Source organism: Psychrosphaera haliotis (genome assembly GCF_009728465.1).
Lineage (GTDB): Bacteria > Pseudomonadota > Gammaproteobacteria > Enterobacterales > Alteromonadaceae > Psychrosphaera > Psychrosphaera haliotis.
The window spans coordinates 358,619-379,438 of sequence record NZ_WOCD01000005.1; the positions used below are offsets into that span (position 1 = coordinate 358,619).

Below are 20,820 nucleotides of genomic sequence, written 5' to 3' on the forward strand. Positions count from 1 at the left end.
TTAGGGTGGCCTCAACTGAAGGGCACTATTATTAGTCGTGTGCCAGTCATTACAGACTGGCGATTTTCTTGAGGATCGCCGGTAAACTTCTCCAGCTCTCTTTTGCTATTTCTTTTTGTTCCGCCAATATATCTTTAAGTATGTCTTTAGTGGTCAATGGATTTGCTAAGACACATCTAAATACAGTAATCGTTTGTCCGTCATGCGCCTTAGGCGTTAAACGTGTTCTTGATACAAAAGAACGTCCTGACTCACGCTGCTTCTTTTGAATAAAACGCGTTAAGTCATTTAGCAACTCATTGATGATATGCTTTTCTTCCGCATCACAGGTTTCCATGTAGTCTTTAACTACTTTGGGTACATAACGATATGTTAATAAACATAACTCTGGCTCGGAAACCAGTTCAAAGTCATCTTCTGCATTAATCAAATCTGCAAAGTACTTAGCGGTATCTATGCTTCTATCAATTAGCATTTCGTAACCACTGCGACCCATTACTTTAAGGCACGCGTAAACTAGCATCGACATACCTGGACGGCTGCCTTCTAACGTATGTGAGCCTAAGTCTTTAGAGCCTTTACGTAGAATATACTCTGCGTGATGTTCAATAACATCGGTAGAGTGCGCATCTTTAAATAACACCATGCCGGCACCCATAGGCACGTACATTTGTTTATGAGCGTCTACGGTTATTGAGTCCGCACGTTCTATGCCTTTAAGAAGTGGACGTTGGTTATTCGACATCATTGTCGCACCGCCCCACGCTGCATCTACATGGAAGTGAATACCTTCTCGCTCAGCAATATCAGCCATCTTATCTAATGGGTCAATGTTGCCAGTTTCTGTGGTACCAGCCACACCAACTAATGACAATATGCCTGCGTTTTCAGCTTTAAGCTCAGTGATCCGCTGTTCTAATGACTCAATACATATTTTGTTATTTTCGTCGGTTTTTACCGAAACAATATCTTGTCGGCCTAAACCTAATACATCGGCAGCTTTGCCTAAAGAATAGTGCCCACGCTCAGAAACTAAAACCACTAATCGTGAATAACCGTAATGGCTCATCGCACGGAAAAGGCCCTCTTTAGATACGCCTTTAAAACTGCCATTTGGTCCTAGTAACGTATTACGAGCAATCCACAGCGCACTGATATTGGCCACTGTACCACCAGAACAAAACGCTCCAAGTGACGTGTCTGCACTGTGCATAACTGACTTATAATATTGGTCGTTATGTGCTTCAGTACGAGTTCCACCATAGGCAATACGGTGCAACATTCCAATAACTTGGCGCTCTAACGGGGTGAAGGCTTTAGACGTTTCTATTTTTACGAGGTTTTGATTTAAACCCACCATCAGCTTAGACAGTGGTAATAAGAAGTACGGTAATGCCGACGTCATATGGCCAATAAAGCTTGGCGATGACGTGTGTACAGATTGTGCAACCAACTTATCTAGCAACTCATCGGCTAATGCAGAAACAAATTGCGGGTGCTCAGGCACCACAGAGTCTTGAAAGTCCTGTTCAATTTCAGAAAGAGGCTTTTCTACAGCAACAATATTGTCACGTAAAAAACCATCAAGATTTTGTGATACTTCTTGCTCTATCCGCGCCAATGTTGAATCTGGAGCTTCAGGGATAGTGAAGATCCTAAATAAATTCTCTTCCGACGCAGCGGCTAAACGTTTATCTGACATTTTAAATAGTTTGGTTGTCTTTAAATTTTTCGGTACTTTACTGGAAGTTAACAATAATGTCTGTAGTTAAGCAGACAAAATGCGGTCCTGCAAAATGCTAATTTTCTAAGCTACAGGTTAATTGATAGCTTTGTTGTCCACTTGCCCAGTACTTACGCTCAAACGGGGTCATGGCTACGTCACTTCTGTACTCACTAACGTTTGGCTTTAAACCCGCTATTTCAAGGGCTTGAGCAAACTCATCAATATAGATATTCCAATTACTGCGAACAATTAAGGTTTCCGCTAATTTAGGAATACTACTGAACACCGCGGCACCATGCCATCTTCGTTGTAAATGTTTTGCTTTTGGCCACGGGTTTGGATAAAGAATGTAGTGAGATTTAATCGGCCAGTCCGTATCAGCAATAAGGCGCCATAAATCATTAAGATCACCACGTAAAATAACAAAGTTCGATACTTTATGAACCAAGTGGTGCTCAATTTTTTCAACGCGATGTTCTGACTTATCAATACCAACAACTAGCGCATTTGGGTTTTCTGCCGCTAAATGCACAGTGCTCTCACCTACACCACAACAAGAATCTAAAATAATATAACGATTAGAATCTTCAGCTAAAAAAGCCGTTACCTTTGCTGATAGTTGCTCAAAAGTCTGCAGCGAAAATGGCGCAAAAGGCTTTTTGAATTCGTGACTCAAATGCTTTTTAACCACTTTCTCTAAATCTTCACTAACACCCGTTTGATTGGTCGTAATCGAACGCGAGTTGCCCGCATTTTCAATCATACTTTTTTAACAAACTTAGTTAGGATAACAATCTTTTGTCCATTAACGCGCCCTTCAATGTGCTCAGGGTTATTCGTTAATGAAATGCCTCTAACGGTCGTACCTTGTTTAGCGGTAAAACCACCGCCCTTAACTGGCAAATCTTTGATTAAATAGACGTTGTCGCCTGCTGATAACTTGTCGCCATTAGAGTCTACGTGTTCTGAGTCACCGCCAGCGGTTCTATGTGCCAAACCTGACTCTGCCCATGCTGCCGTTTCATCTTCTAAATACATCATGTCTAACAAGTCTTGCGCCCAAGTTTCACCTTGGTTAGTTAACAACTTCAGCTGTTGCCATGCCAATACCTGAACTGCAGGCACTTGGCTCCACATGCTGTCATTTATGCAGCGCCAATGGGTAACGTCTAATGTGTCAGTACTGTTTAATTCGCTCTCACATTTGTCACAAACCAACACGCAGTCGTCTGAGTTATCACCCGCTTTAGGCAATACAGCATAAACAGACAAGTTATCTGGGCTGTTGCATAATTCACACGTGTTATTTCCGCGTTCTTGAAGTGTTGATTCTATCGACATTGGATACTCCATTGAGCCTTTAAATTTTGAGGGCGCATTATGCCTATTTTTGTTCCGTAAAAAAAGTAAAAGGGCAATGAAGCCCTTATTTTCAGCAGAATAAAATGAGATTACGCTATGACACTTTATTGTTTATAAAAACTAGTTGCCTTCTGGTCCTCTAACAACCTCTAGAATGGCCGAAACCCATTCGCCTATAATAGGAATAAATTCCATTTGAGATAAAATATAAACCACAAAAGATAGAACCACAGTGGCACCTAATACACTGCCTAAACCCACTGCGATGCCTTTTAATAAACTAAACCAAATAAACCTAGGCAATGAGTTATAGGTATGCACCAATTTGTGATTGTTTAACTGTAGAAGCTGTTCATTAATATGCTTGGTTTGAATATGAAGCTTCTTCCACATCTCTTGCATACTAATGTCATCTAACGACTCTTCACTTTCTTGAGTATCATTTGCCTGTGACAATTCAGCTTTATTTTTACCGTCGCCATTCACAGGAGCATTTTTTTTCACAGTTAGTGCCGTCTTGATTTTTTTTATTTGGCTTCTCATCAGATCGTTACTTTTTTATTTACAAATAGTTAGTTCAGCTTATGCATATGCACTAACAAAATAAAGTGTTAAATAGGTTTTCATCGATAAAACCCTCTGTTTATTGCGGGAATTGCCATTTATAATAGTGGAGACGTCTAGCAGTGTTTCCATTTAGCAATCGATTGTTTGACTAATTTTGGTAATACAATACAATTTCAACAACTAAAAGCGGCAGCAATGTCGTGTAAGCAGTAATTCTTGATCAGGTGTTTTATGGCTAAGTGGAATGGGGAATATGTTCATCCCTACGCAGAACATGGAAAAAAAGCGGATAAAGTTAAAAAGATCACGGTATCGATCCCGCTAAATGTACTCAAAGTACTAACTGACGAACGAACTCGTCGACAAGTAAAGAATTTACGACACGCGACGAACAGCGAACTGCTGTGTGAAGCATTTTTACATGCTTTTACAGGACAGCCGTTACCATCAGATAATGATTTGAAAAAAGAAAATCCAGATCAAATACCTGAAGAAGTAAGAAAAATCCTTACTGAGATGGGCAAAGACATTCCGACCCTAGACGATTAACGATTAACGATTAACGATTAACGATTAACGATTAACGATTTTTCTCTCCGTTAAATGCAAAAGCCAACAATTAATGTTGGCTTTTTTGTTACATCGGCAATTACCTGTTTTATTCATTTAACATGCAACCGGCCAATAACAAGGGCAAGGTACATCAAGCTCACAGCTAAACCGCGGGTAAATCTAATTTAGCAACACCACTTTCTACCGCAGCTATGGATACGGCTCTTGCGACATTCTTTAATAATCTCGGATCCATCGGTTTTGGAATAATGTACTGCGGACCAAATGTCAGACTACTGACACCAGATGCCTTCAATACTTCTTCCGGCACCGGCTCTTTCGCTAAATTTCGAATCGCTTCAACGGCGGCCACTTTCATTTCATCATTAATAGCCGTTGCTCTTACATCAAGTGCACCTCTAAAAATAAATGGAAAGCACAACACGTTGTTCACTTGGTTAGGGTAATCAGAACGGCCCGTCGCCATTATTAAATCGTCTCTTACTTTTAATGCCAATTCAGGCTTAATTTCAGGATCTGGATTTGAGCAAGCAAATACCACTGGATTTGGCGCCATTAACTTTAACGCCTCTGCAGACAACAAGTTAGCGCCCGATACGCCCACAAACACATCTGCACCTTCAATCACATCTTCTAATGTTCTTTTGTCGGTATTATTAGCAAATAGTTGTTTATATTCGTTTAAGTCATCTCTTCTTGTATGGATAACGCCATTTCTATCCAGCATGTAAATTCGTTCACGCTGTGCACCACATTTAATCAGTAGCTCCATACATGCAATAGCGGCAGCACCGGCTCCTAGACATACAATAGTGCAATCGTGAATTTGCTTACCTTGTATTTCTAGTGCATTGAGCATACCCGCGGCAGTGACAATAGCGGTTCCATGTTGATCATCATGAAAAACAGGAACATTACATCGGCGCTTTAATTCTTGTTCTATTTCAAAACACTCTGGCGCTTTTATATCTTCTAAATTAATACCTCCAAAAGAGTCTGCAATATTCGCTACGGTATTTATGAAATCATCAACGGTGTTATGCGTTACTTCGATATCAAAAGAGTCGATATTAGCAAAACGTTTAAATAACAGCGCCTTGCCTTCCATGACAGGTTTTGAAGCTAATGGCCCTAAGTTACCCAAACCTAAAATAGCAGTTCCATTACTAATCACTGCAACCGTATTGCCTTTAGCTGTGTATTTGTATGCATTGTCAGGATCCGCCGCGATCTCTCTCACTGGCTCAGCCACACCTGGGCTATAAGCAAGTGCTAGGTCTTCAACCGTTTCAGCTGGAGTCGTTAGGTTGATACAAATTTTTCCTGGAGATGGTTGGCTATGATAATCGAGTGCGCGTTGCTTAAAGTCTGACATTAATACGTTCCATTGGAGTGAGTAAACGCCGCCACTGTACGGCATTGGAAAGCCATTCACGACAAGAACTTACACCATATAAGACAACTCATACCACTTGGTTAATTTATTACAACAAAGCGCACAAACGCCGTAAAAAACAGACTTAGTACTAATAAACTCAATAAGCTTACGTTTGATACAAAAGCGTATAGTTAACATCAAATGGAAGAATTTAGTTAGGATTTGAACGTCGAATTAAATGTTAAGAATTGAACTGTATGAAAAAAATTACTACGGCAGGTTTTATGGCGTTAAACGTCTAGAGGACTAAAAATTTACTGTTTTGAATTTCAGACATAAAAAAAGCACCCGAAGGTGCTTCTTTTGCAAGTTAGCAAAATTACTTTTTGCCCAACATGCTGAAACGTTTCTTGAAGCGATCAACACGACCACCAGTGTCAACGTTACGTTGCTGACCTGTGTAGAAAGGGTGACACGCAGAACAAACGTCTAAGTGTAAGTCTTTACAGATTGTAGAACGAGTTACAAACTTGTTACCACAAGAACAAGAAACGTTAATTTCTTCGTATTTAGGGTGAATATCTTTTTGCATGGGATTACCTCATTGGGCCGTATCGCCAAACGGTCACTTATTAAAAATAATGCCGAATACCATACGAGATTTATATAAAATTAGGGCGCGAATTATAATGAGTATCGGGTAAAGATCAAGCGATAATTAAAAGCCACCGCTATTTTCTTTTCATTACTTTCTTGCTTTACGTTGTCGCTGCTTGGCCTTATTAATTTCTGCCACTAACTCAGGGCTTAAATAGATACCGCTACCTGGATACGGTTGACCAAATTGAAAGTCCCATTTAGCAGGCTGAAACTCAGAGACTAAGCGGGTTACACGATTACAAAGCTTGTTTTTAGGTTTAAAACCTAACTTCTTTTCGTAGTTAACTAAGAACTCACGATCTACTTGCTCAAATGCTAGAATACAGTATCCTTCTGTAGAATAAATACGAGCTTCTTGGGCTTCCACCGAACTGGATGAAATACCAATAAAAGCTGCTACAAAAATACTAAATATAAGACGACGCATTTTAACCTTACTTGTCTGTTTTAAGCTCAATAATACAATATAAAGCTTTGTTTATAACAGTAAAAAAGTAAGTGATTGTTCACTTGTTGTCAAGAGAAGCAAAGGCCTGCTAGTTAATGACATTATTTTCGCAAGTTATTTTACACGTTGCCCTGCCCGTGCCTTTAAGGCGCTTGTTCGACTATTTAATGCCTGCCGCTCTTACAGCAAATGAAGACAATGTTGAGCGACTAAAAAACCAAGTCAGCATTGGCCAACGTGTTTCCGTTCCGTTTGGACGCCAGACTCTCATTGGCATTGTTATCGCGGTAGACACTAATACTGACCAAAACATCGCCAAGCTTAAAGCTGCGAATGACTTAATTGACAACGAACCTAGCTTTGATGATTCTCAACTCACATTATTAAACTGGGCAGCGGATTATTACCAACATCCCATTGGCGATGTTTTTTCAATGGCGTTGCCAGGCGCGCTCAGAAGCATCAAAACCATTGATGAACAGCTCCCTAAAACGCTACAAAAAGGCGACAAGTTTCCTTCTGCAGACGAATTATCAAAAAATGCCAAGCAACTTCATAAACTCAGAGGTTTGCTCGCTAATAATGCTTATACCCGCAGCGAGTTAACTGAATTAGAGGTACCTAGTACCACCATTAAAAAGTTTGTTGATCAAAACTGGGCGCAATGGGCTACATGCGGACAAAACACCAGTAAAGTCGAAACTCAACATGTTAATGAAGGGTTGTCGTTAAATACTGAACAAGCTATTGCTGTTGCGGCGATTAATGCGGTTGATCATCACCAATGCTTTTTAATTGATGGTGTGACAGGTAGTGGCAAAACCGAAGTGTACTTACAAGCCATCGAACATCGTTTGCTGAATCAATGGCAGGTATTGGTTTGTGTGCCTGAAATAGGCCTTACACCACAAACTATCGCGCGATTTAAACAACGTTTTAATGTTCCCGTTGCGCTGTGGCATTCGGGCATGACAGACAAACAGCGTTTTGATACCTGGCAACAAACTAGAAGCGGCCACGCTCGTATCGTTATTGCTACTCGTTTCTGGTATTTTTCTGCCTTTTAAATCATTAGGCATGATCATCATTGACGAAGAACACGACGCTTCATTTAAACAACAAGATGGCTTTAAGTATCATTGTCGCAGTTTAGCGCTGTATCGAGCCCACCAAGCGGGTATTCCAGTTGTATTGGGTTCGGCCACGCCAAGCCTTGAAAGTTTATACAATGCTGAACAGGGTAAATTTAGTTATCTTCAATTACAGAAGCGTGCAGGTAATAGTCAACTACCCACCACGCATTTACTCGACTTAAACCGATGCCAAAGCCAAGCGTCATTAGGTCAGCCATTAATTGATGAAATGGCTAAACAAATCAATAACGGCCAGCAAGTTATGTTGTTTATTAACCGTCGTGGTTTTGCTCCCGTTTTAATGTGCGAAGAATGCCACTGGCTGACTGAATGCTCACGTTGCAGTAGCTTTACGACATATCATAAAGGCAGCAACTTACTTATTTGCCATCATTGCGGTTTCCAGCACCCAACGTTGCATCAATGCTTGGGCTGTGGTTCAACTCGAATGACGCCAGTTGGCGTAGGTACGGAACAAATAGAAACAAATTTGGCGACGTTATTTCCAAATGTAGACGTTGTTCGTTTAGATAGAGACAGCACCAGTAAAAAAGGTGAGTTTGATAATAAACTAAATCAAATTAACTCAGGCAAGCCAATGATCATAGTTGGCACCCAAATGATTGCCAAAGGTCATCACTTTCCAAATGTGAGCTTAGTGGGCATTGTTGATGTTGATGGCGCGCTATTTAGTAGTGACTTTAGAGCTGCTGAAAAACTTTCGCAATTGGTGGTGCAAGTTGCAGGTCGAGCAGGTCGCGGTTCAGTAAAAGGGCAAGTGTGGTTACAAACTAAGTTTCCTGAACACCCCGTTATCCAAGATTTAGTTAACAACGAATATAAAGACTTTGCCAAATTTGCTCTTAGCGAACGCAAAATGTTGAACTTACCGCCCTACTCTCATCACATCGTAATTAGAGCGGAAACCACGGTTCCTAACTTGGGTCTTGAATGGTTGAGCAACTTGTCTAATTACTTGCATGATTACGAAGGCCTGTTAATGTTAGGACCGACTCCGGCCCCAATGACCAGAAAAGCGGGCAAATTCCGACATATGTTAACTATTCAAAGCCAATCTCGTCCTTATTTGCACAAATTAGTTAATTGGTTGTTAGAAAACTTGGATACCATTCAAAAGGATAATAGAATCCGTTGGTCGGTCGATGTTGACCCAATTGATTTAAGTTAAAGTATTAAGGCTCTCTGCCCCTATGAAAAACAAAGATTACGTTAGTCAGAAAAAAAGACAAAAAGCACCCAAACAAGAAGCACCTAAAGGTCGCCCGTTTCCAGTGGTTAAGATGTTAGTAGTAGCAGGCTTAATAGCAGCCTTTGTTGGCGGCTTGCTGTTTATTAAAGACGATTCCAATGACTTTCAGGACCAAGCCCCTACTGTTCATAAAAAAGCAGTAAGAAAATCAAAGCCACTGCCCCCACCTCCTGAAGATGAAGAGTGGTCTTTTATAGAAGAGCTTGAAAACAAGAACGTTGAAGTAGAATCTGAAGAGCTTAAAGATCGCGGCCCATACAAAATGCAGTGCGCTAGTTTCCGCAGTCAATCAGACGCAGAAGGCTTTAAAGCTCGTATCGCATTTGCTGGCTTTGAATCTCAAGTTATCCCTTCGCAAGGCACATCAGGCATGTGGTACAAAGTCATTTTAGGTCCATTTGAGCGTAAGCGTGATGCTGAAAAAACGCGTCATATCCTAAAGCGAAATGACATCAGAGGCTGCCAAATCTGGCTATGGCGTTAAGCATTTAACGCCACCTCTTGAATTCCCCATAATTATCCCTACATAAGCTAGACTTATTTAAAAAATCTGGAGTGATTATTCATGACCACAATTGTATCTGTACGACGTGGAAAAGAAGTTGTACTTGGTGGTGACGGACAAGTGTCACTTGGCAATACTGTAATGAAAGGCAACGCTGTTAAAGTTCGCCGTTTATACAAAGGCAAAGTAATCGCAGGTTTTGCAGGCGGCACCGCCGATGCGTTTACCTTATTTGAAAAGTTTGAAGCTAAATTAGAAATGCACCAAGGTCATTTGACTAAAGCAGCGGTTGAGCTTGCTAAAGACTGGCGCACTGACAAAATGCTAAGAAAGCTAGAAGCATTATTGGCAGTAGCAGATGAAACGGCGTCACTCATTATTTCTGGTAATGGTGATGTTATTCAGCCTGAAAATGATCTTATCGCTATTGGCTCTGGTGGCCCATTTGCGCAAGCTGCTGCAACGGCGATGTTGGAAAACACTGAGTTAGGCGCTAGAGACATTGTTGAAAAGAGCTTAAATATTGCTGGTTCAATTTGTGTATATACCAATACAAATTTAACTATTGAAGAATTGTAACAATCGCAACATATAAGAATTAAGGTTATTCCATGTCATCAATGACCCCTAGAGAAATTGTTCATGAATTAGATCAACACATTGTTGGTCAAGACAATGCGAAAAAATCAGTGGCTATTGCACTACGAAATCGCTGGCGCAGAATGCAGTTAGAACCAACACTACGCGCTGAAATTACACCTAAGAATATACTTATGATTGGTCCAACAGGTGTTGGTAAAACTGAAATTGCCCGTCGTTTAGCTAAGTTAGCTAACGCACCATTCATTAAGGTTGAAGCCACTAAGTTCACAGAAGTTGGTTATGTTGGTAAAGAAGTAGAATCTATCATTCGCGATCTTACGGAAATATCCGTTAAGTTAACGCGTGAAGTTGCTATCGAAAAGAACAAACACAAAGCTGAAGAAGCCGCTGAAGAACGTATTTTAGATGCGTTGTTACCGCCAGCTCGCGATACGTTTGGTCAAGTCGTAGAATCTGACCAACCAGAAAGCTCAGCCCGCCAAGTGCTTCGTAAGCGTTTTCGTCAAGGTGAACTAGACGATAAAGAAATTGAAATCGACGTTGCCCAGAAAGAAATTGGCGTAGAGATAATGGCGCCTCCTGGCATGGAAGAAATGACATCTCAGCTGCAGGGCATGTTCCAAAACCTGTCTGGTGATAAAACTAAGCCACGTAAGCTTAAAGTAGCTGCAGCTTTTAAAATGTTGCTAGATGAAGAAGCGGCAAAGTTAATTAACAATGACGATTTAAAAGAAATGGCCATTGAAGCTGTTGAACAAAACGGTATTGTTTTTATTGATGAAATCGACAAAATTTGTAAGCGTGAAGGCGCTAACAGCGCGGATGTTTCACGTGAAGGTGTGCAGCGCGACCTATTACCATTAGTAGAAGGCAGCACAGTCACTACAAAATACGGCATGGTTAAAACAGACCACATGTTGTTTATTGCGTCTGGTGCTTTCCAAATGAGCAAACCTTCAGATCTAATTCCTGAGCTGCAAGGTCGACTACCAATTCGTGTTGAGCTAAATGCATTAACACCTGAAGACTTTGAGCGTATCTTAACTGAGCCAAATGCTTCTTTAACTGAACAATACAGAGCGCTACTTGCGACAGAAGGCGTGACTGTAACATTCAGTGAAGACGGTATTAAACAAATCGCTCAAGCGGCCTTCAGAGTCAATGAGAAAAACGAAAACATTGGTGCGCGAAGACTTCATACTGTTCTAGAGCATTTGATTGAAGAGATTTCTTACAATGCTTCAGACCGTACCGGCGAATCTTTTGTTATTGACGCTAGTTTTGTTAAAGACAACTTAGACGAAGTAATCGAAGACGAAGACTTAAGTAAGTTTATTCTGTAATTTATTACTATAAAGTAACGAGATACTGCTAAGTAATGGCTAGTTATTAAGTAGTTTGCTGTTATTTAGTAGCTTCTGTTATCAAATAGACTGCAGCTATGAAATACGAATTAAGGCACTGTTTAAAGCAGTGCCTTTTTTATTACCCTCAATCCTCCAGCTTCCAACTTTCCTTTTAACATTTGTGTGTTAATGTTTAATTAGTCTGTTTTTTAAGCTAATACTGACGACAAATAGGAAAATAAATGAAAATCACCTTTTATGGTGCCCGTGCTCAAATACCCACGCCAGGACCCGAAACCCAAAGGTTTGGAGGGAATACACATTGTATTTTGTTAACCAGTAATGACGGTCAAAAGTTACTAATCAATGCAGGTTCAGGTTTAAGGTTCGCCAGCCATGAATTTGAGGATTACCGCGATCCTATCCATTTATTATTGAGCCAACATCATTGGGATCATATTCAAGGTTTTCCGTTTTTTGATTCTATTAAAAAGCCACAGCAGCAAATAATGATTTATCCCGCCAATACTAATGAAGATCATGACATCGCTATATTGGATCAAATTAATAAGACCTATACCGTTGATAAATTTCATCTCTTGCCATCCACAATTACTATAAAGAAAACCAAATTCAATTTACCTGAGCCTGTGCAAATTGGTGATTTCTCAGTGCAAGCCATGAAGGTCAATCACCCTGGCGGCGGCTCCGCTTACAAAATAACTTGTGATGACAAAACCGTGGTTATTTGCAATAACAATGAACTGTTCGCACCACCACAGCACAACTACCACAGCTTTGAAGAATGGTGTTTGTTTTGCCAATACGCTGACTTGTTAATACACGATGCAAGATATATGAACGCCGATATGACTAATCATGTGGGTAATGGACATAGTTGTTTAGGTGATGCCATAGAGTTGGCAAATGCAGCAGATGTAAAAATGTTGTGTATGTCTTGTTTAGACCCATCGAGCAGCGATGAGTTATTGGACTTTTTGAATACAAGATTATTTGCAGACCGTTTACCCTTTAGTTTCTTTTTTGCAAAAGAAGGCCGACAAATGCATGTATAAATTTGCATTGTCAGCCTTTAGGTATTCAGTTTGATTTATAACGCAGACTAACTTTATTCGCTTTTAGGATCGCGAGCTAATAACGCCATTGCTGCGTATTCCGCAGGTTTATCTTGATAAAGAACTTGGTAGATTTGCTCAGTAATTGGCATTTCAACACCCGCTCTTTGTGACAGCATGTGAACTTCTTTAGTATTGCGGTAACCTTCTACCACTTGACCAATTTCAGTCATTGCTTCATCAACAGACTTACCTTGCCCTAACGCTAAACCAAAGCGACGGTTACGAGACTGGTTATCTGTACATGTTAATACTAAATCACCAAGACCCGCCATGCCCATCAAAGATTGAGGATCCGCGCCAAGTGCAGAAGCCAGTCGCATCATTTCCGCTAAACCACGGGTTATTAATGCCGTTCTTGCGTTTGCACCGTAACCAATACCATCGGCCATACCAGCACCAATAGCAATTACGTTTTTAACCGCACCACCTAATTGAACAGCGGTAAAGTCTTTGTTTTTATAAACACGAAACTTTCTTTCACAATGCAATAAATCACATAACAACTGGGCAAAATCATCATCTTCTGAAGAACAAGAAATGGCGGTTGGTAAGCCTTTCACCATTTCTTTTGCAAAAGTAGGCCCTGACAGTACCGCGTATGACGGTTCAGTACCAAGTACATCTTTTGCTACATCTTGCAGTAAACGACCCGACTCAGGATCTAATCCTTTTGTCGCCCAACACAGCTTCGCATTCGATGGCAGCATTGGTTTTATTTGTACTAGCAAATCCGAAAAAACGTGACTTGGCACTACAACCAAATGAATTTCAGCTTGTGTTACTGCAAACTCAAGGTCGTCAGTAACATGCAAACTTTCTGGGAAAGTAGCACCCGGCAGATATTTAGCGTTCTCTCGTGAAGATTGCATATCGGCGACTTGTTTTTTATCGCGTCCCCACATAATGACTTCATGGCCATTGCGGGCAAAACAAAACGCCAGTGCAGTCCCGTAAGAGCCTGCACCTAATACTGCAATTTTAAACTTTTTAGCAATAGTCATAGATTAAGAATCTAGAGCTTGGCCTTCAGCAGCCTGTTTCTGCGCTTGCTCCATGTATTGAGCAAATAACATGTCAAAGTTAACAGGTGCAAGGTTCAATGCTGGGAACGTACCACGGTTTACTAAGTTAGAAACTGCTTCACGCGCATATGGGAATAATGTATTTGGACAGAATGCACCAAGAATATGAGCCATTTGTTGCTCAGGCATATTGCCTAAAACAAAAATACCCGCTTGTTGAACTTCACATAAAAATGCAGTTTGATCTTCAACGGTTGCCGTTACTGTTACTGATAATACAACTTCAAATACGCCAGGTTCAATTTGCGTGCTCTTGTTATCAAGATCAAGCTTAACTTCAGGCTTCCACTCTTTAGTGAAAATAGTTGGTGCGTTTGGCGCTTCAAAAGAAAGATCTTTTAAGAAGATACGTTGAATTGAGAATTGTGGTGCGCCTTGCTCTTCTTGAGCCGCTGTAGTTTGGTCTGTCATAAATATTCCTGAAAATTATAATTATTGTTTTAAATACGATTAACGCTACTTTGAAAAAGAGTGAACTAAAGTAACGCTGCTAATTTGTTTTGTGACTCTAATGCAAAAAGCTCGTCACAACCGCCAACATGTACGTCACCAATAAAAATTTGTGGCACCGTATGTCTGCCAGAAGCACGCTCAATCATTGGCGCTCTAAGCTCTGGCTGTTGGTCAATTTTAATTTCGTTGTAAGTCACGTTCTTAGAATCTAAAAGTGACTTTGCTCTAACGCAAAATGGGCAATAAGCCTTGGTGTAAATATCAACTTGTTTCATCGTAAACCTTAATCGACTTATTTGCTTTTAATTACTGGTAAGTTTGCACTTGTCCACGTTTGCATGCCGCCCTGTAAAACAGTCACTTGCTCAAACCCAGACTTCACTAAAGCGTTTGCTGCCGTTTTAGCTGAAATACCTGCATTACATACTACTACTATTGGGTTCGACTTATTTTTTTCAAGTGAACCAAACTGCTCTTTGGTGATTTTTTCCATCGGCAAGTTAACTGCGTCAGTAATATGACCTTTGTTAAATTCTGCCGTCTTACGAATATCTAAAACTACCGCATTTTGGCGGTTAACCAACATCGTCATTTCGTGTGAATTAACCGTTTTTACTTTAGACATCGCGCCAGAAACATAGCTCGATACTAATAAAACAAATAAGATAGCCCACGCAGCCGTCATGTATACGTGGTTTCCTAAAAACTCGATAAATTGCGCCATTTATTTTTAATCCATTTTTACAACTAAAGTCGCGCGATTATACCTACATATAAGAAAGAGTCCAAAAGCTAAATTTTTGTGACTTTCATGCGCATTTGACGTTAGAATAATCAATCTAAAATTTATCCAATCTGATGAGTAAGTTATGTCTGATAAAAAACCATTTGTACTCTGCATTTTAGATGGCTGGGGCCATAGAGAAGAAACTTCAAATAACGCCATTGCACACGCTAAAACGCCTGTTTTGGACCAACTTTGGAACGAGTGTCCAAGCACACTTATTTCAGGTAGTGGCATGGATGTAGGTTTACCAGACGGACAAATGGGTAACTCTGAAGTTGGCCATGTTAACTTAGGTGCGGGCCGAATTGTTTATCAAGACTTTACTCGCATTAGCAAAGCCATTGACGATGGTGAGTTTTTCAAAAACCCAACCCTTGTGAAGTCAGTAGATGATGCACTAGCAAAAGATGGTGCTGTTCATATCATGGGATTGTTATCACCTGGTGGTGTTCATAGCCATGAAGATCATATTTTAGCGATGGTAAAATTGGCCGAACAACGCGGTGCAAAAAAAGTATATGTTCACGCTTTCCTTGATGGACGTGATACGCCACCTCGCAGTGCAAAAGCCTCCATTGAAACACTTGAATCTCATTTTGAAAAAACTCAGTCTGGAAAAGTAGCGTCGTTAATTGGTCGCTATTATGCAATGGACAGGGATAATCGTTGGGACCGAGTTGAAGCCGCTTATAACATGCTGACATTAGGTACTGCGGAATTTACTGCAACGTCTGGGGTTGAAGGCTTAGAAAATGCTTATGCTCGTGATGAAAATGATGAGTTTGTTAAAGCGACTGTCATTGGCACACCAGCAAAAGTTGAAGACAACGACACATTAATTTTTATGAACTTCAGAGCAGACCGAGCACGAGAAATTTCTCGCAGTTTTGTTGACGCTGACTTTAATGGCTTTGAACGAAAGTCCACGCCAAAATTGTCTGAATTTGTAATGCTTACAGAATATGCTGCAAATATTAAAACCGTATCTGCATTCCCACCAGCTTCGCTAGATAATGTATTAGGCGAATGGTTAGAAAAACATAACAAAACTCAACTGCGAATTTCTGAAACCGAAAAATATGCACACGTTACGTTTTTCTTTTCTGGTGGTCGTGAAGACTTGTTTGATGGTGAAAAACGCGAGTTGATTCCTTCACCGCAGGTAGCTACCTACGATTTGCAGCCTGAAATGAACTCTGAATTACTGACAGATAAACTTGTTGAAGCTATTAAATCACAAGATTACGACTTCATTGTTGTGAACTATCCAAATGGCGACATGGTTGGCCATACTGGCGTTTTTGACGCCGCTGTAAAAGCGTGTGAAGCGGTAGATCATTGTGTTGGCCGTGTGGTTGAAGCGCTGCGTGAAGTGGGCGGAGAATGTCTTATCACTGCGGATCATGGTAATGCAGAACAAATGAGTGATGCAAAAACAGGCCAAGCACATACTGCACATACAAGTGAGCCAGTTCCATTTATTTATGTAGGAAGACCAGCCACAACAGTAGCAAACGGCAAACTAAGTGATGTTGCTCCAACGATTTTAAATTTGATTGGAATGGAACAACCTGCAGAAATGACGGGCAAACCGTTAATGTTGGTAAACTAAAATGATGACACAAGGACTTGTGCGTATTTTATTGGGTGCGGCTATTGGACTTTTTTGTTTCAATGCTGCACCGGTTCAAGCTACTCAACTTGAGAAGTCGAACAAACAGCTAGCCGCTATTAAAGAGCAAATTCGCCAACAAGCACTTGCTTTAGAAGAAAAAATGGATGAAAAGTCCTCCCTTGAGAATACCTTTAAAAGAGCGGAACTCAAGGTATCAGAGTTAGTTATTGCCTTAAAGCAGACTCAAAATAAGCTCGATGGACTCAACAAAAAAGTTAAAAAGCTCACACAAGAACAAAACAAATTAAAAGAGCAGCAAAAACAGCAACAAAAAATTCTTAGTGAAATGGTTCGTATCGCTTACTTAAACGGAAAGCATGATTACACCAAACTTTTACTCAATCAAAATGATCCTGCCCAACTTGAACGCCTGATCACCTATTATCGAAAACTAAATGGCGCTCGAATTGAGCAACTCGACGAGATTGAATATACCTTATCAAGACTGAACGAAATAGCCGTCGACTTAGCGGAAAAAAAGCAGCAACTATTTGAGTTAAAAGAACAGCAAAAACAAGAACGCTCTCAGTTGGTGAGTCGACAAAATGACCGAAAAAATGCGTTAGCTAAATTAAATAAACGCATTGCTACCGACGCTAATAAGTTAGAACAACTGCAAGCAGACCAACAGAGATTAGCGCTGGCTATAGAAAAAGCACAACAAAATGCAGTTCCTCGCCCAGAAGATTTAGCTGGTTTGTTTAAATTAAAGAAAAAGTTGTCTTGGCCTGCAAAAGGTCGTATTTCAAAACGGTTTGGTCAACGACGCCAAGGCTCTATGCGCTGGAAAGGCGTAATGATTGATGGCAACTTAGGTAAACCCGTTAACGCCATAGCCGACGGCATTGTTTTATATACCGACTGGTTAAAAGGCTTTGGCTGGGTTACGGTAATTGATCACGGTAAAGGTTACATGAGCTTATACGGACATAACCAAGCCCTGCTAAAACAAGCCGGTGACTTTGTAGAAAAAGGCGAACCTGTGGCACTGTTAGGACAAAGTGGTGGTAAATCATCTCCGGGTCTTTACTTTGAAATACGCTACAAAGGTAAAACCGTTGATCCTGCTCGCTGGTGCAAATAAGTTGTAACTGCTGATAAAGGTGACATTACTGATCAGTTCGTTATAATCACAACATAACTACAAGAATTGTTTAAAATTCAATCAAGCCATCATTCAGATATAACTGAAGAGGCTTAATGTAATCAAATATAAAAATTAATATAAAAATAGATTATTAACGTGCGCTTAAAAATAAAATGGATTGGCTTTATAGCCTTGGCTCTGAGTTTCTTTGTGCCTAATGTTTTTGCCGGTAAAGTGGCAATCGTCATTGACGACATTGGGTACAAAAAATCAGACCGACAATTATTAAACTTAAATGCGGCTTTAACCTTCGCAGTGCTTCCGCACACCCCGCTTGGCGCAGAATACGCTAAACTAGCAGCGCAAAATAAACGTGACGTAATTATTCACTTACCTATGCAAGCCCGCCAACACAATCGACTGTTAGGTCCTGGCGCGTTGCTTACAGACATGACAAAACAACAATACCAGCAAACACTTATATCCGCTCTGGAAGACATTCCCTATGCTGTTGGTGTAAATAATCATATGGGCAGTTTGTTAACGCAAATGGAGCAACCAATGGCCTGGACCATGGAGTTACTGCGTCAGCACAATATGTTTTTTCTTGATAGCAAAACAACCAAACACAGCAAAATAGAATCAGTGGCATCTGAGTGGGGCGTTAATGCTTTGCATAGAAACATATTTCTAGATCATCACCGCGATAAAAAACAAATAAGAAAGCAGTTTAAACGACTTATTAATATCGCGAAAAACTATGGCATGGCGATTGGTATTGGTCACCCTTATGGTGAAACGTATGAAGTATTGCAGGAACAAATAGGTGAGTTAGAAGCTGCGGGCATTGAACTAGTGCCGCTTTCAAGTTTGCTTCCTACCTCACCAGTTATTCAGTTTGCTGGCCAAAGACCAGACTATCAAACACAAGAACCAACCATCAGCGAATAGTTGGTTCTAGCTTACAAGCCTAAGGTTCAAGTGAGCTACACCACTTCAACTTCATAAGAAGTAAACTTCCTGACATTGATCACGCCTGTATCAAAAATTAGATACTGACCTTTTATGCCTTCTAAAATGCCCGTTACTACTGGCTCTTTGTCAAAGTTGTGAGACTTTATTTTTTCTGGGTATTGCGTAACAGGGAATGCAATATCAACGATATTTTCATCCAAAAGTTCAACTGCATCAGCACCATATTTAAGCCTAATGTCATCAAGTCGAGCGTCTATTTGTGGAATCAACTCTGCCGCTCTTTGTTTTAAATCCATTTCCACGTTATCGCCTTTCAGCATTGCTCGCCAATTTGTTTTGTCGGCAATAAAATCCGCCAAGGCAACTTCCACCAAGCCTGAAATTAAACGTGTTTTTACTTTAAAAATAGGTAAAGCTTGCGTTGCACCTTGGTCTATCCATCGTGTTGGGATTTGAGTATGTCGAGTAATACCCACTTTTAGGCCAGATGTATTTGAAAGGTAAACATAATGCGGGATCATACAATTGTCTTCGCCCCATTGAGGCTCTCTGCACGTACCTTCTGCATGATGACAAGTTTCTGGTTTCATAATGCACATGTCACAAGCGGCCAGTTTTCTCATGCATGGAAAACAAAATCCTTGAGAGAAGCTCTTTTTGGTTTTTTTACCACAATTAGAACAATTGATATTGCCTGTGTGTGTCAGCGTTAATTGAGTACCAATACGAGCTGACAAATCAATTTCATCACTACCAACAGGTAAGGAATACGTCACCTTATTATCCGATAACGTTGAACGCATTTTTTTTATATTTCCAATCATTCCAAACCTCTTTAATTCACCAAATACACAAACAAAAAAACCAGCCGAAGCTGGTTTAATTATACGTTAGTTTTTAGCGAGGATAAGTCCTTTTTATAGGATTTATGCAGCCAATAAACCTTGAATCTTTTTCATCGCGTTTTTTTCTAACTGACGAACGCGTTCTGCTGAAACAGAATACTTGTCAGCAAGCTCTTGCAATGTTGTTTTGTTGTTGTCGTCCAACCAACGGCTATGCAAAATGTCTTGGCTACGCTCATCTAACGTTTTAATTGCTGATAGTAAACGTTGATTTGAACGTTTTTCCCATTGCTCGTTCGCAATGTTTTCAGCCATATCAGAGTTATTCGCTTCTAAGTATAATGAAGGTGAATACGCCGCAGTGTCAGAATCATCATCATCTACGCCCATATCAAACGCCATGTCGTAGTTGCTCATGCGAGATTCCATTTCCAGCACTTCTTTTTTAGAAACACCCAATGTTTCAGCAACCGTTGCTACTTCATCATTGTTAAACCAGCCTAAACGTTTTTTAGACTTACGTAGATTAAAGAATAATTTACGTTGAGCTTTGGTTGTCGCAACTTTAACGATGCGCCAGTTTTTTAATACAAATTCATGAATTTCCGCTTTTATCCAATGCACTGCAAAAGAAACCAAACGAACACCAACTTCAGGATTAAAACGTTTTACTGCCTTCATTAGACCAATGTTACCTTCCTGAATTAAATCAGCTTGAGGTAAACCATAGCCTGAGTAGCTACGGGCAATATGAACAACAAATCGAAGATGCGAAAAGATTAATTGGCGTGCTGATTCTAAATCACCGCCTTCATACAACTTGTACGCTAGCTCACGTTCTTCATCTGCAGATAACATATCAATGCCAGAAACATAAGACACGTACGACTCGATACTACCAGTTTGAGGCGTTGGGGCTAATGCCATTGATTTATCAACTTGACTCATTATGAAGCTCCTTTAGAAACCTGAATTGGTTAACTGAGATTGATATTAGCACTCTCATTTATAGAGTGCTAATTTTATTTTAACTATTTATAGAACAAAAAGATCTATAGGTATGAGCGACATTTATAAAAAAGAAATATAGATATAAAACAATGCGATAGATCTACAAAATGATCGGGGGAATGTAGGATTGTCATCAATATTTAATAAAAATGTATAAAAAAAGACGGATAAATCCGCCTTCTTAAATACGCTCTA

23 protein-coding genes are annotated in these 20,820 nt (G+C 40.2%); 10 read left to right on the plus strand and 13 right to left on the minus strand.

The window, feature by feature from the left end:
- Positions 1-49: 49 nt before the first annotated feature.
- The 4 genes from panP to GNP35_RS12165 all read right to left on the minus strand — a co-directional run bounded on the left by panP (position 50) and on the right by GNP35_RS12165 (position 3,592).
- Positions 50-1,702, minus strand: a complete 1,653-nt coding sequence (panP, locus tag GNP35_RS12150) for a pyridoxal-dependent aspartate 1-decarboxylase PanP (protein ID WP_155696370.1) — start codon at positions 1,700-1,702, stop codon at positions 50-52.
- Between the two features lie 97 nt (positions 1,703-1,799).
- Positions 1,800-2,489 carry a tRNA (guanine(46)-N(7))-methyltransferase TrmB gene (gene trmB / locus GNP35_RS12155; RefSeq protein WP_155696371.1) on the minus strand — a complete coding sequence of 230 codons (690 nt, stop codon included), beginning with the start codon at positions 2,487-2,489 and terminating at the stop codon, positions 1,800-1,802.
- Positions 2,486-3,067, minus strand: a complete 582-nt coding sequence (locus GNP35_RS12160) for a PhnA domain-containing protein (protein WP_155696372.1) — start codon at positions 3,065-3,067, stop codon at positions 2,486-2,488. Before GNP35_RS12160 ends, trmB begins: the two co-directional genes overlap by 4 nt.
- Positions 3,068-3,208: 141 nt before the next feature.
- Entirely contained in the window at positions 3,209-3,592 is a 384-nt protein-coding gene (locus GNP35_RS12165) for a DUF5665 domain-containing protein (RefSeq protein ID WP_196492513.1), read from the minus strand.
- A 294-nt stretch (positions 3,593-3,886) separates the two neighbouring features.
- Between GNP35_RS12165 and metJ the strand changes: the two genes are divergently transcribed.
- Positions 3,887-4,204: a met regulon transcriptional regulator MetJ gene (metJ, locus tag GNP35_RS12170; protein ID WP_155696373.1), complete on the plus strand. Its 318-nt coding sequence runs from the start codon at positions 3,887-3,889 to the stop codon at positions 4,202-4,204.
- Between the two features lie 166 nt (positions 4,205-4,370).
- Here metJ and GNP35_RS12175 read toward each other — a convergent pair whose 3' ends face one another.
- The 3 genes from GNP35_RS12175 to GNP35_RS12185 form a co-directional block, all read right to left on the minus strand.
- Entirely contained in the window at positions 4,371-5,603 is a 1,233-nt protein-coding gene (locus GNP35_RS12175) for a malic enzyme-like NAD(P)-binding protein (RefSeq protein ID WP_155696374.1), read from the minus strand.
- Between the two features lie 382 nt (positions 5,604-5,985).
- Positions 5,986-6,198: a 50S ribosomal protein L31 gene (rpmE, locus tag GNP35_RS12180; protein ID WP_155696375.1), complete on the minus strand. Its 213-nt coding sequence runs from the start codon at positions 6,196-6,198 to the stop codon at positions 5,986-5,988.
- A gap of 153 nt (positions 6,199-6,351) precedes the next feature.
- Positions 6,352-6,693, minus strand: a complete 342-nt coding sequence (locus GNP35_RS12185; protein WP_155696376.1) for a hypothetical protein — start codon at positions 6,691-6,693, stop codon at positions 6,352-6,354.
- Positions 6,694-6,809: 116 nt separating this feature from the next.
- Here GNP35_RS12185 and GNP35_RS15310 point away from each other — a divergent pair, with 116 nt between their 5' ends.
- The 6 genes from GNP35_RS15310 (at position 6,810) to GNP35_RS12210 (ending at position 12,647) form a co-directional block, all read left to right on the plus strand.
- A complete protein-coding gene (locus GNP35_RS15310; protein ID WP_196492514.1) occupies positions 6,810-7,781 on the plus strand; it encodes a primosomal protein N' family DNA-binding protein in 972 nt (323 codons plus the stop codon).
- A complete protein-coding gene (gene priA / locus GNP35_RS15315; protein ID WP_196492515.1) occupies positions 7,702-9,036 on the plus strand; it encodes a replication restart helicase PriA in 1,335 nt (444 codons plus the stop codon). The genes GNP35_RS15310 and priA overlap by 80 nt, the downstream gene beginning before the upstream one ends.
- A gap of 22 nt (positions 9,037-9,058) precedes the next feature.
- On the plus strand, positions 9,059-9,601 hold the full coding sequence (locus tag GNP35_RS12195; RefSeq protein ID WP_155696377.1) for an SPOR domain-containing protein: 543 nt from the start codon (positions 9,059-9,061) through the stop codon (positions 9,599-9,601).
- An 81-nt stretch (positions 9,602-9,682) separates the two neighbouring features.
- The gene (hslV, locus tag GNP35_RS12200) at positions 9,683-10,201 is read left to right on the plus strand and encodes an ATP-dependent protease subunit HslV (protein WP_155696378.1); all 519 of its coding nucleotides are present in this window, start codon (positions 9,683-9,685) and stop codon (positions 10,199-10,201) included.
- 32 nt (positions 10,202-10,233) lie between these two features.
- The gene (hslU, locus tag GNP35_RS12205) at positions 10,234-11,568 is read left to right on the plus strand and encodes an HslU--HslV peptidase ATPase subunit (protein ID WP_155696379.1); all 1,335 of its coding nucleotides are present in this window, start codon (positions 10,234-10,236) and stop codon (positions 11,566-11,568) included.
- Positions 11,569-11,813: 245 nt separating this feature from the next.
- Positions 11,814-12,647 carry an MBL fold metallo-hydrolase gene (locus GNP35_RS12210; RefSeq protein ID WP_155696380.1) on the plus strand — a complete coding sequence of 278 codons (834 nt, stop codon included), beginning with the start codon at positions 11,814-11,816 and terminating at the stop codon, positions 12,645-12,647.
- A gap of 53 nt (positions 12,648-12,700) precedes the next feature.
- On the opposite strand, the gene gpsA is transcribed toward GNP35_RS12210, so the two are convergent.
- The 4 genes from gpsA to GNP35_RS12230 form a co-directional block, all read right to left on the minus strand.
- Positions 12,701-13,711, minus strand: coding sequence for an NAD(P)H-dependent glycerol-3-phosphate dehydrogenase (gene gpsA / locus GNP35_RS12215; protein ID WP_155696381.1), 1,011 nt, complete (start codon positions 13,709-13,711; stop codon positions 12,701-12,703).
- A gap of 3 nt (positions 13,712-13,714) precedes the next feature.
- Complete coding sequence (gene secB / locus GNP35_RS12220; protein WP_155696382.1) at positions 13,715-14,203, minus strand: protein-export chaperone SecB; 489 nt, start codon at positions 14,201-14,203, stop codon at positions 13,715-13,717.
- A gap of 65 nt (positions 14,204-14,268) precedes the next feature.
- Entirely contained in the window at positions 14,269-14,520 is a 252-nt protein-coding gene (gene grxC / locus GNP35_RS12225; protein ID WP_155696383.1) for a glutaredoxin 3, read from the minus strand.
- A 17-nt stretch (positions 14,521-14,537) separates the two neighbouring features.
- Positions 14,538-14,969, minus strand: a complete 432-nt coding sequence (locus GNP35_RS12230; protein WP_155696384.1) for a rhodanese-like domain-containing protein — start codon at positions 14,967-14,969, stop codon at positions 14,538-14,540.
- 145 nt (positions 14,970-15,114) lie between these two features.
- Between GNP35_RS12230 and gpmM the strand changes: the two genes are divergently transcribed.
- From gpmM to GNP35_RS12245, 3 genes are all read left to right on the plus strand, one after another.
- Entirely contained in the window at positions 15,115-16,644 is a 1,530-nt protein-coding gene (gpmM, locus tag GNP35_RS12235) for a 2,3-bisphosphoglycerate-independent phosphoglycerate mutase (RefSeq protein WP_155696385.1), read from the plus strand.
- Between the two features lies 1 nt (position 16,645).
- Positions 16,646-17,791: a murein hydrolase activator EnvC family protein gene (locus GNP35_RS12240; RefSeq protein WP_155696386.1), complete on the plus strand. Its 1,146-nt coding sequence runs from the start codon at positions 16,646-16,648 to the stop codon at positions 17,789-17,791.
- A 159-nt stretch (positions 17,792-17,950) separates the two neighbouring features.
- Positions 17,951-18,745 (plus strand): divergent polysaccharide deacetylase family protein, encoded by a 795-nt coding sequence (locus GNP35_RS12245; RefSeq protein WP_330997806.1) that lies wholly within the window; start codon positions 17,951-17,953, stop codon positions 18,743-18,745.
- 35 nt (positions 18,746-18,780) lie between these two features.
- On the opposite strand, the gene GNP35_RS12250 is transcribed toward GNP35_RS12245, so the two are convergent.
- Both GNP35_RS12250 and rpoH read right to left on the minus strand, forming a co-directional pair.
- Positions 18,781-19,593: a DUF2797 domain-containing protein gene (locus tag GNP35_RS12250; RefSeq protein WP_155696387.1), complete on the minus strand. Its 813-nt coding sequence runs from the start codon at positions 19,591-19,593 to the stop codon at positions 18,781-18,783.
- A gap of 102 nt (positions 19,594-19,695) precedes the next feature.
- Positions 19,696-20,562 (minus strand): RNA polymerase sigma factor RpoH, encoded by an 867-nt coding sequence (gene rpoH / locus GNP35_RS12255; protein ID WP_155696388.1) that lies wholly within the window; start codon positions 20,560-20,562, stop codon positions 19,696-19,698.
- Positions 20,563-20,820: the final 258 nt, after the last annotated feature.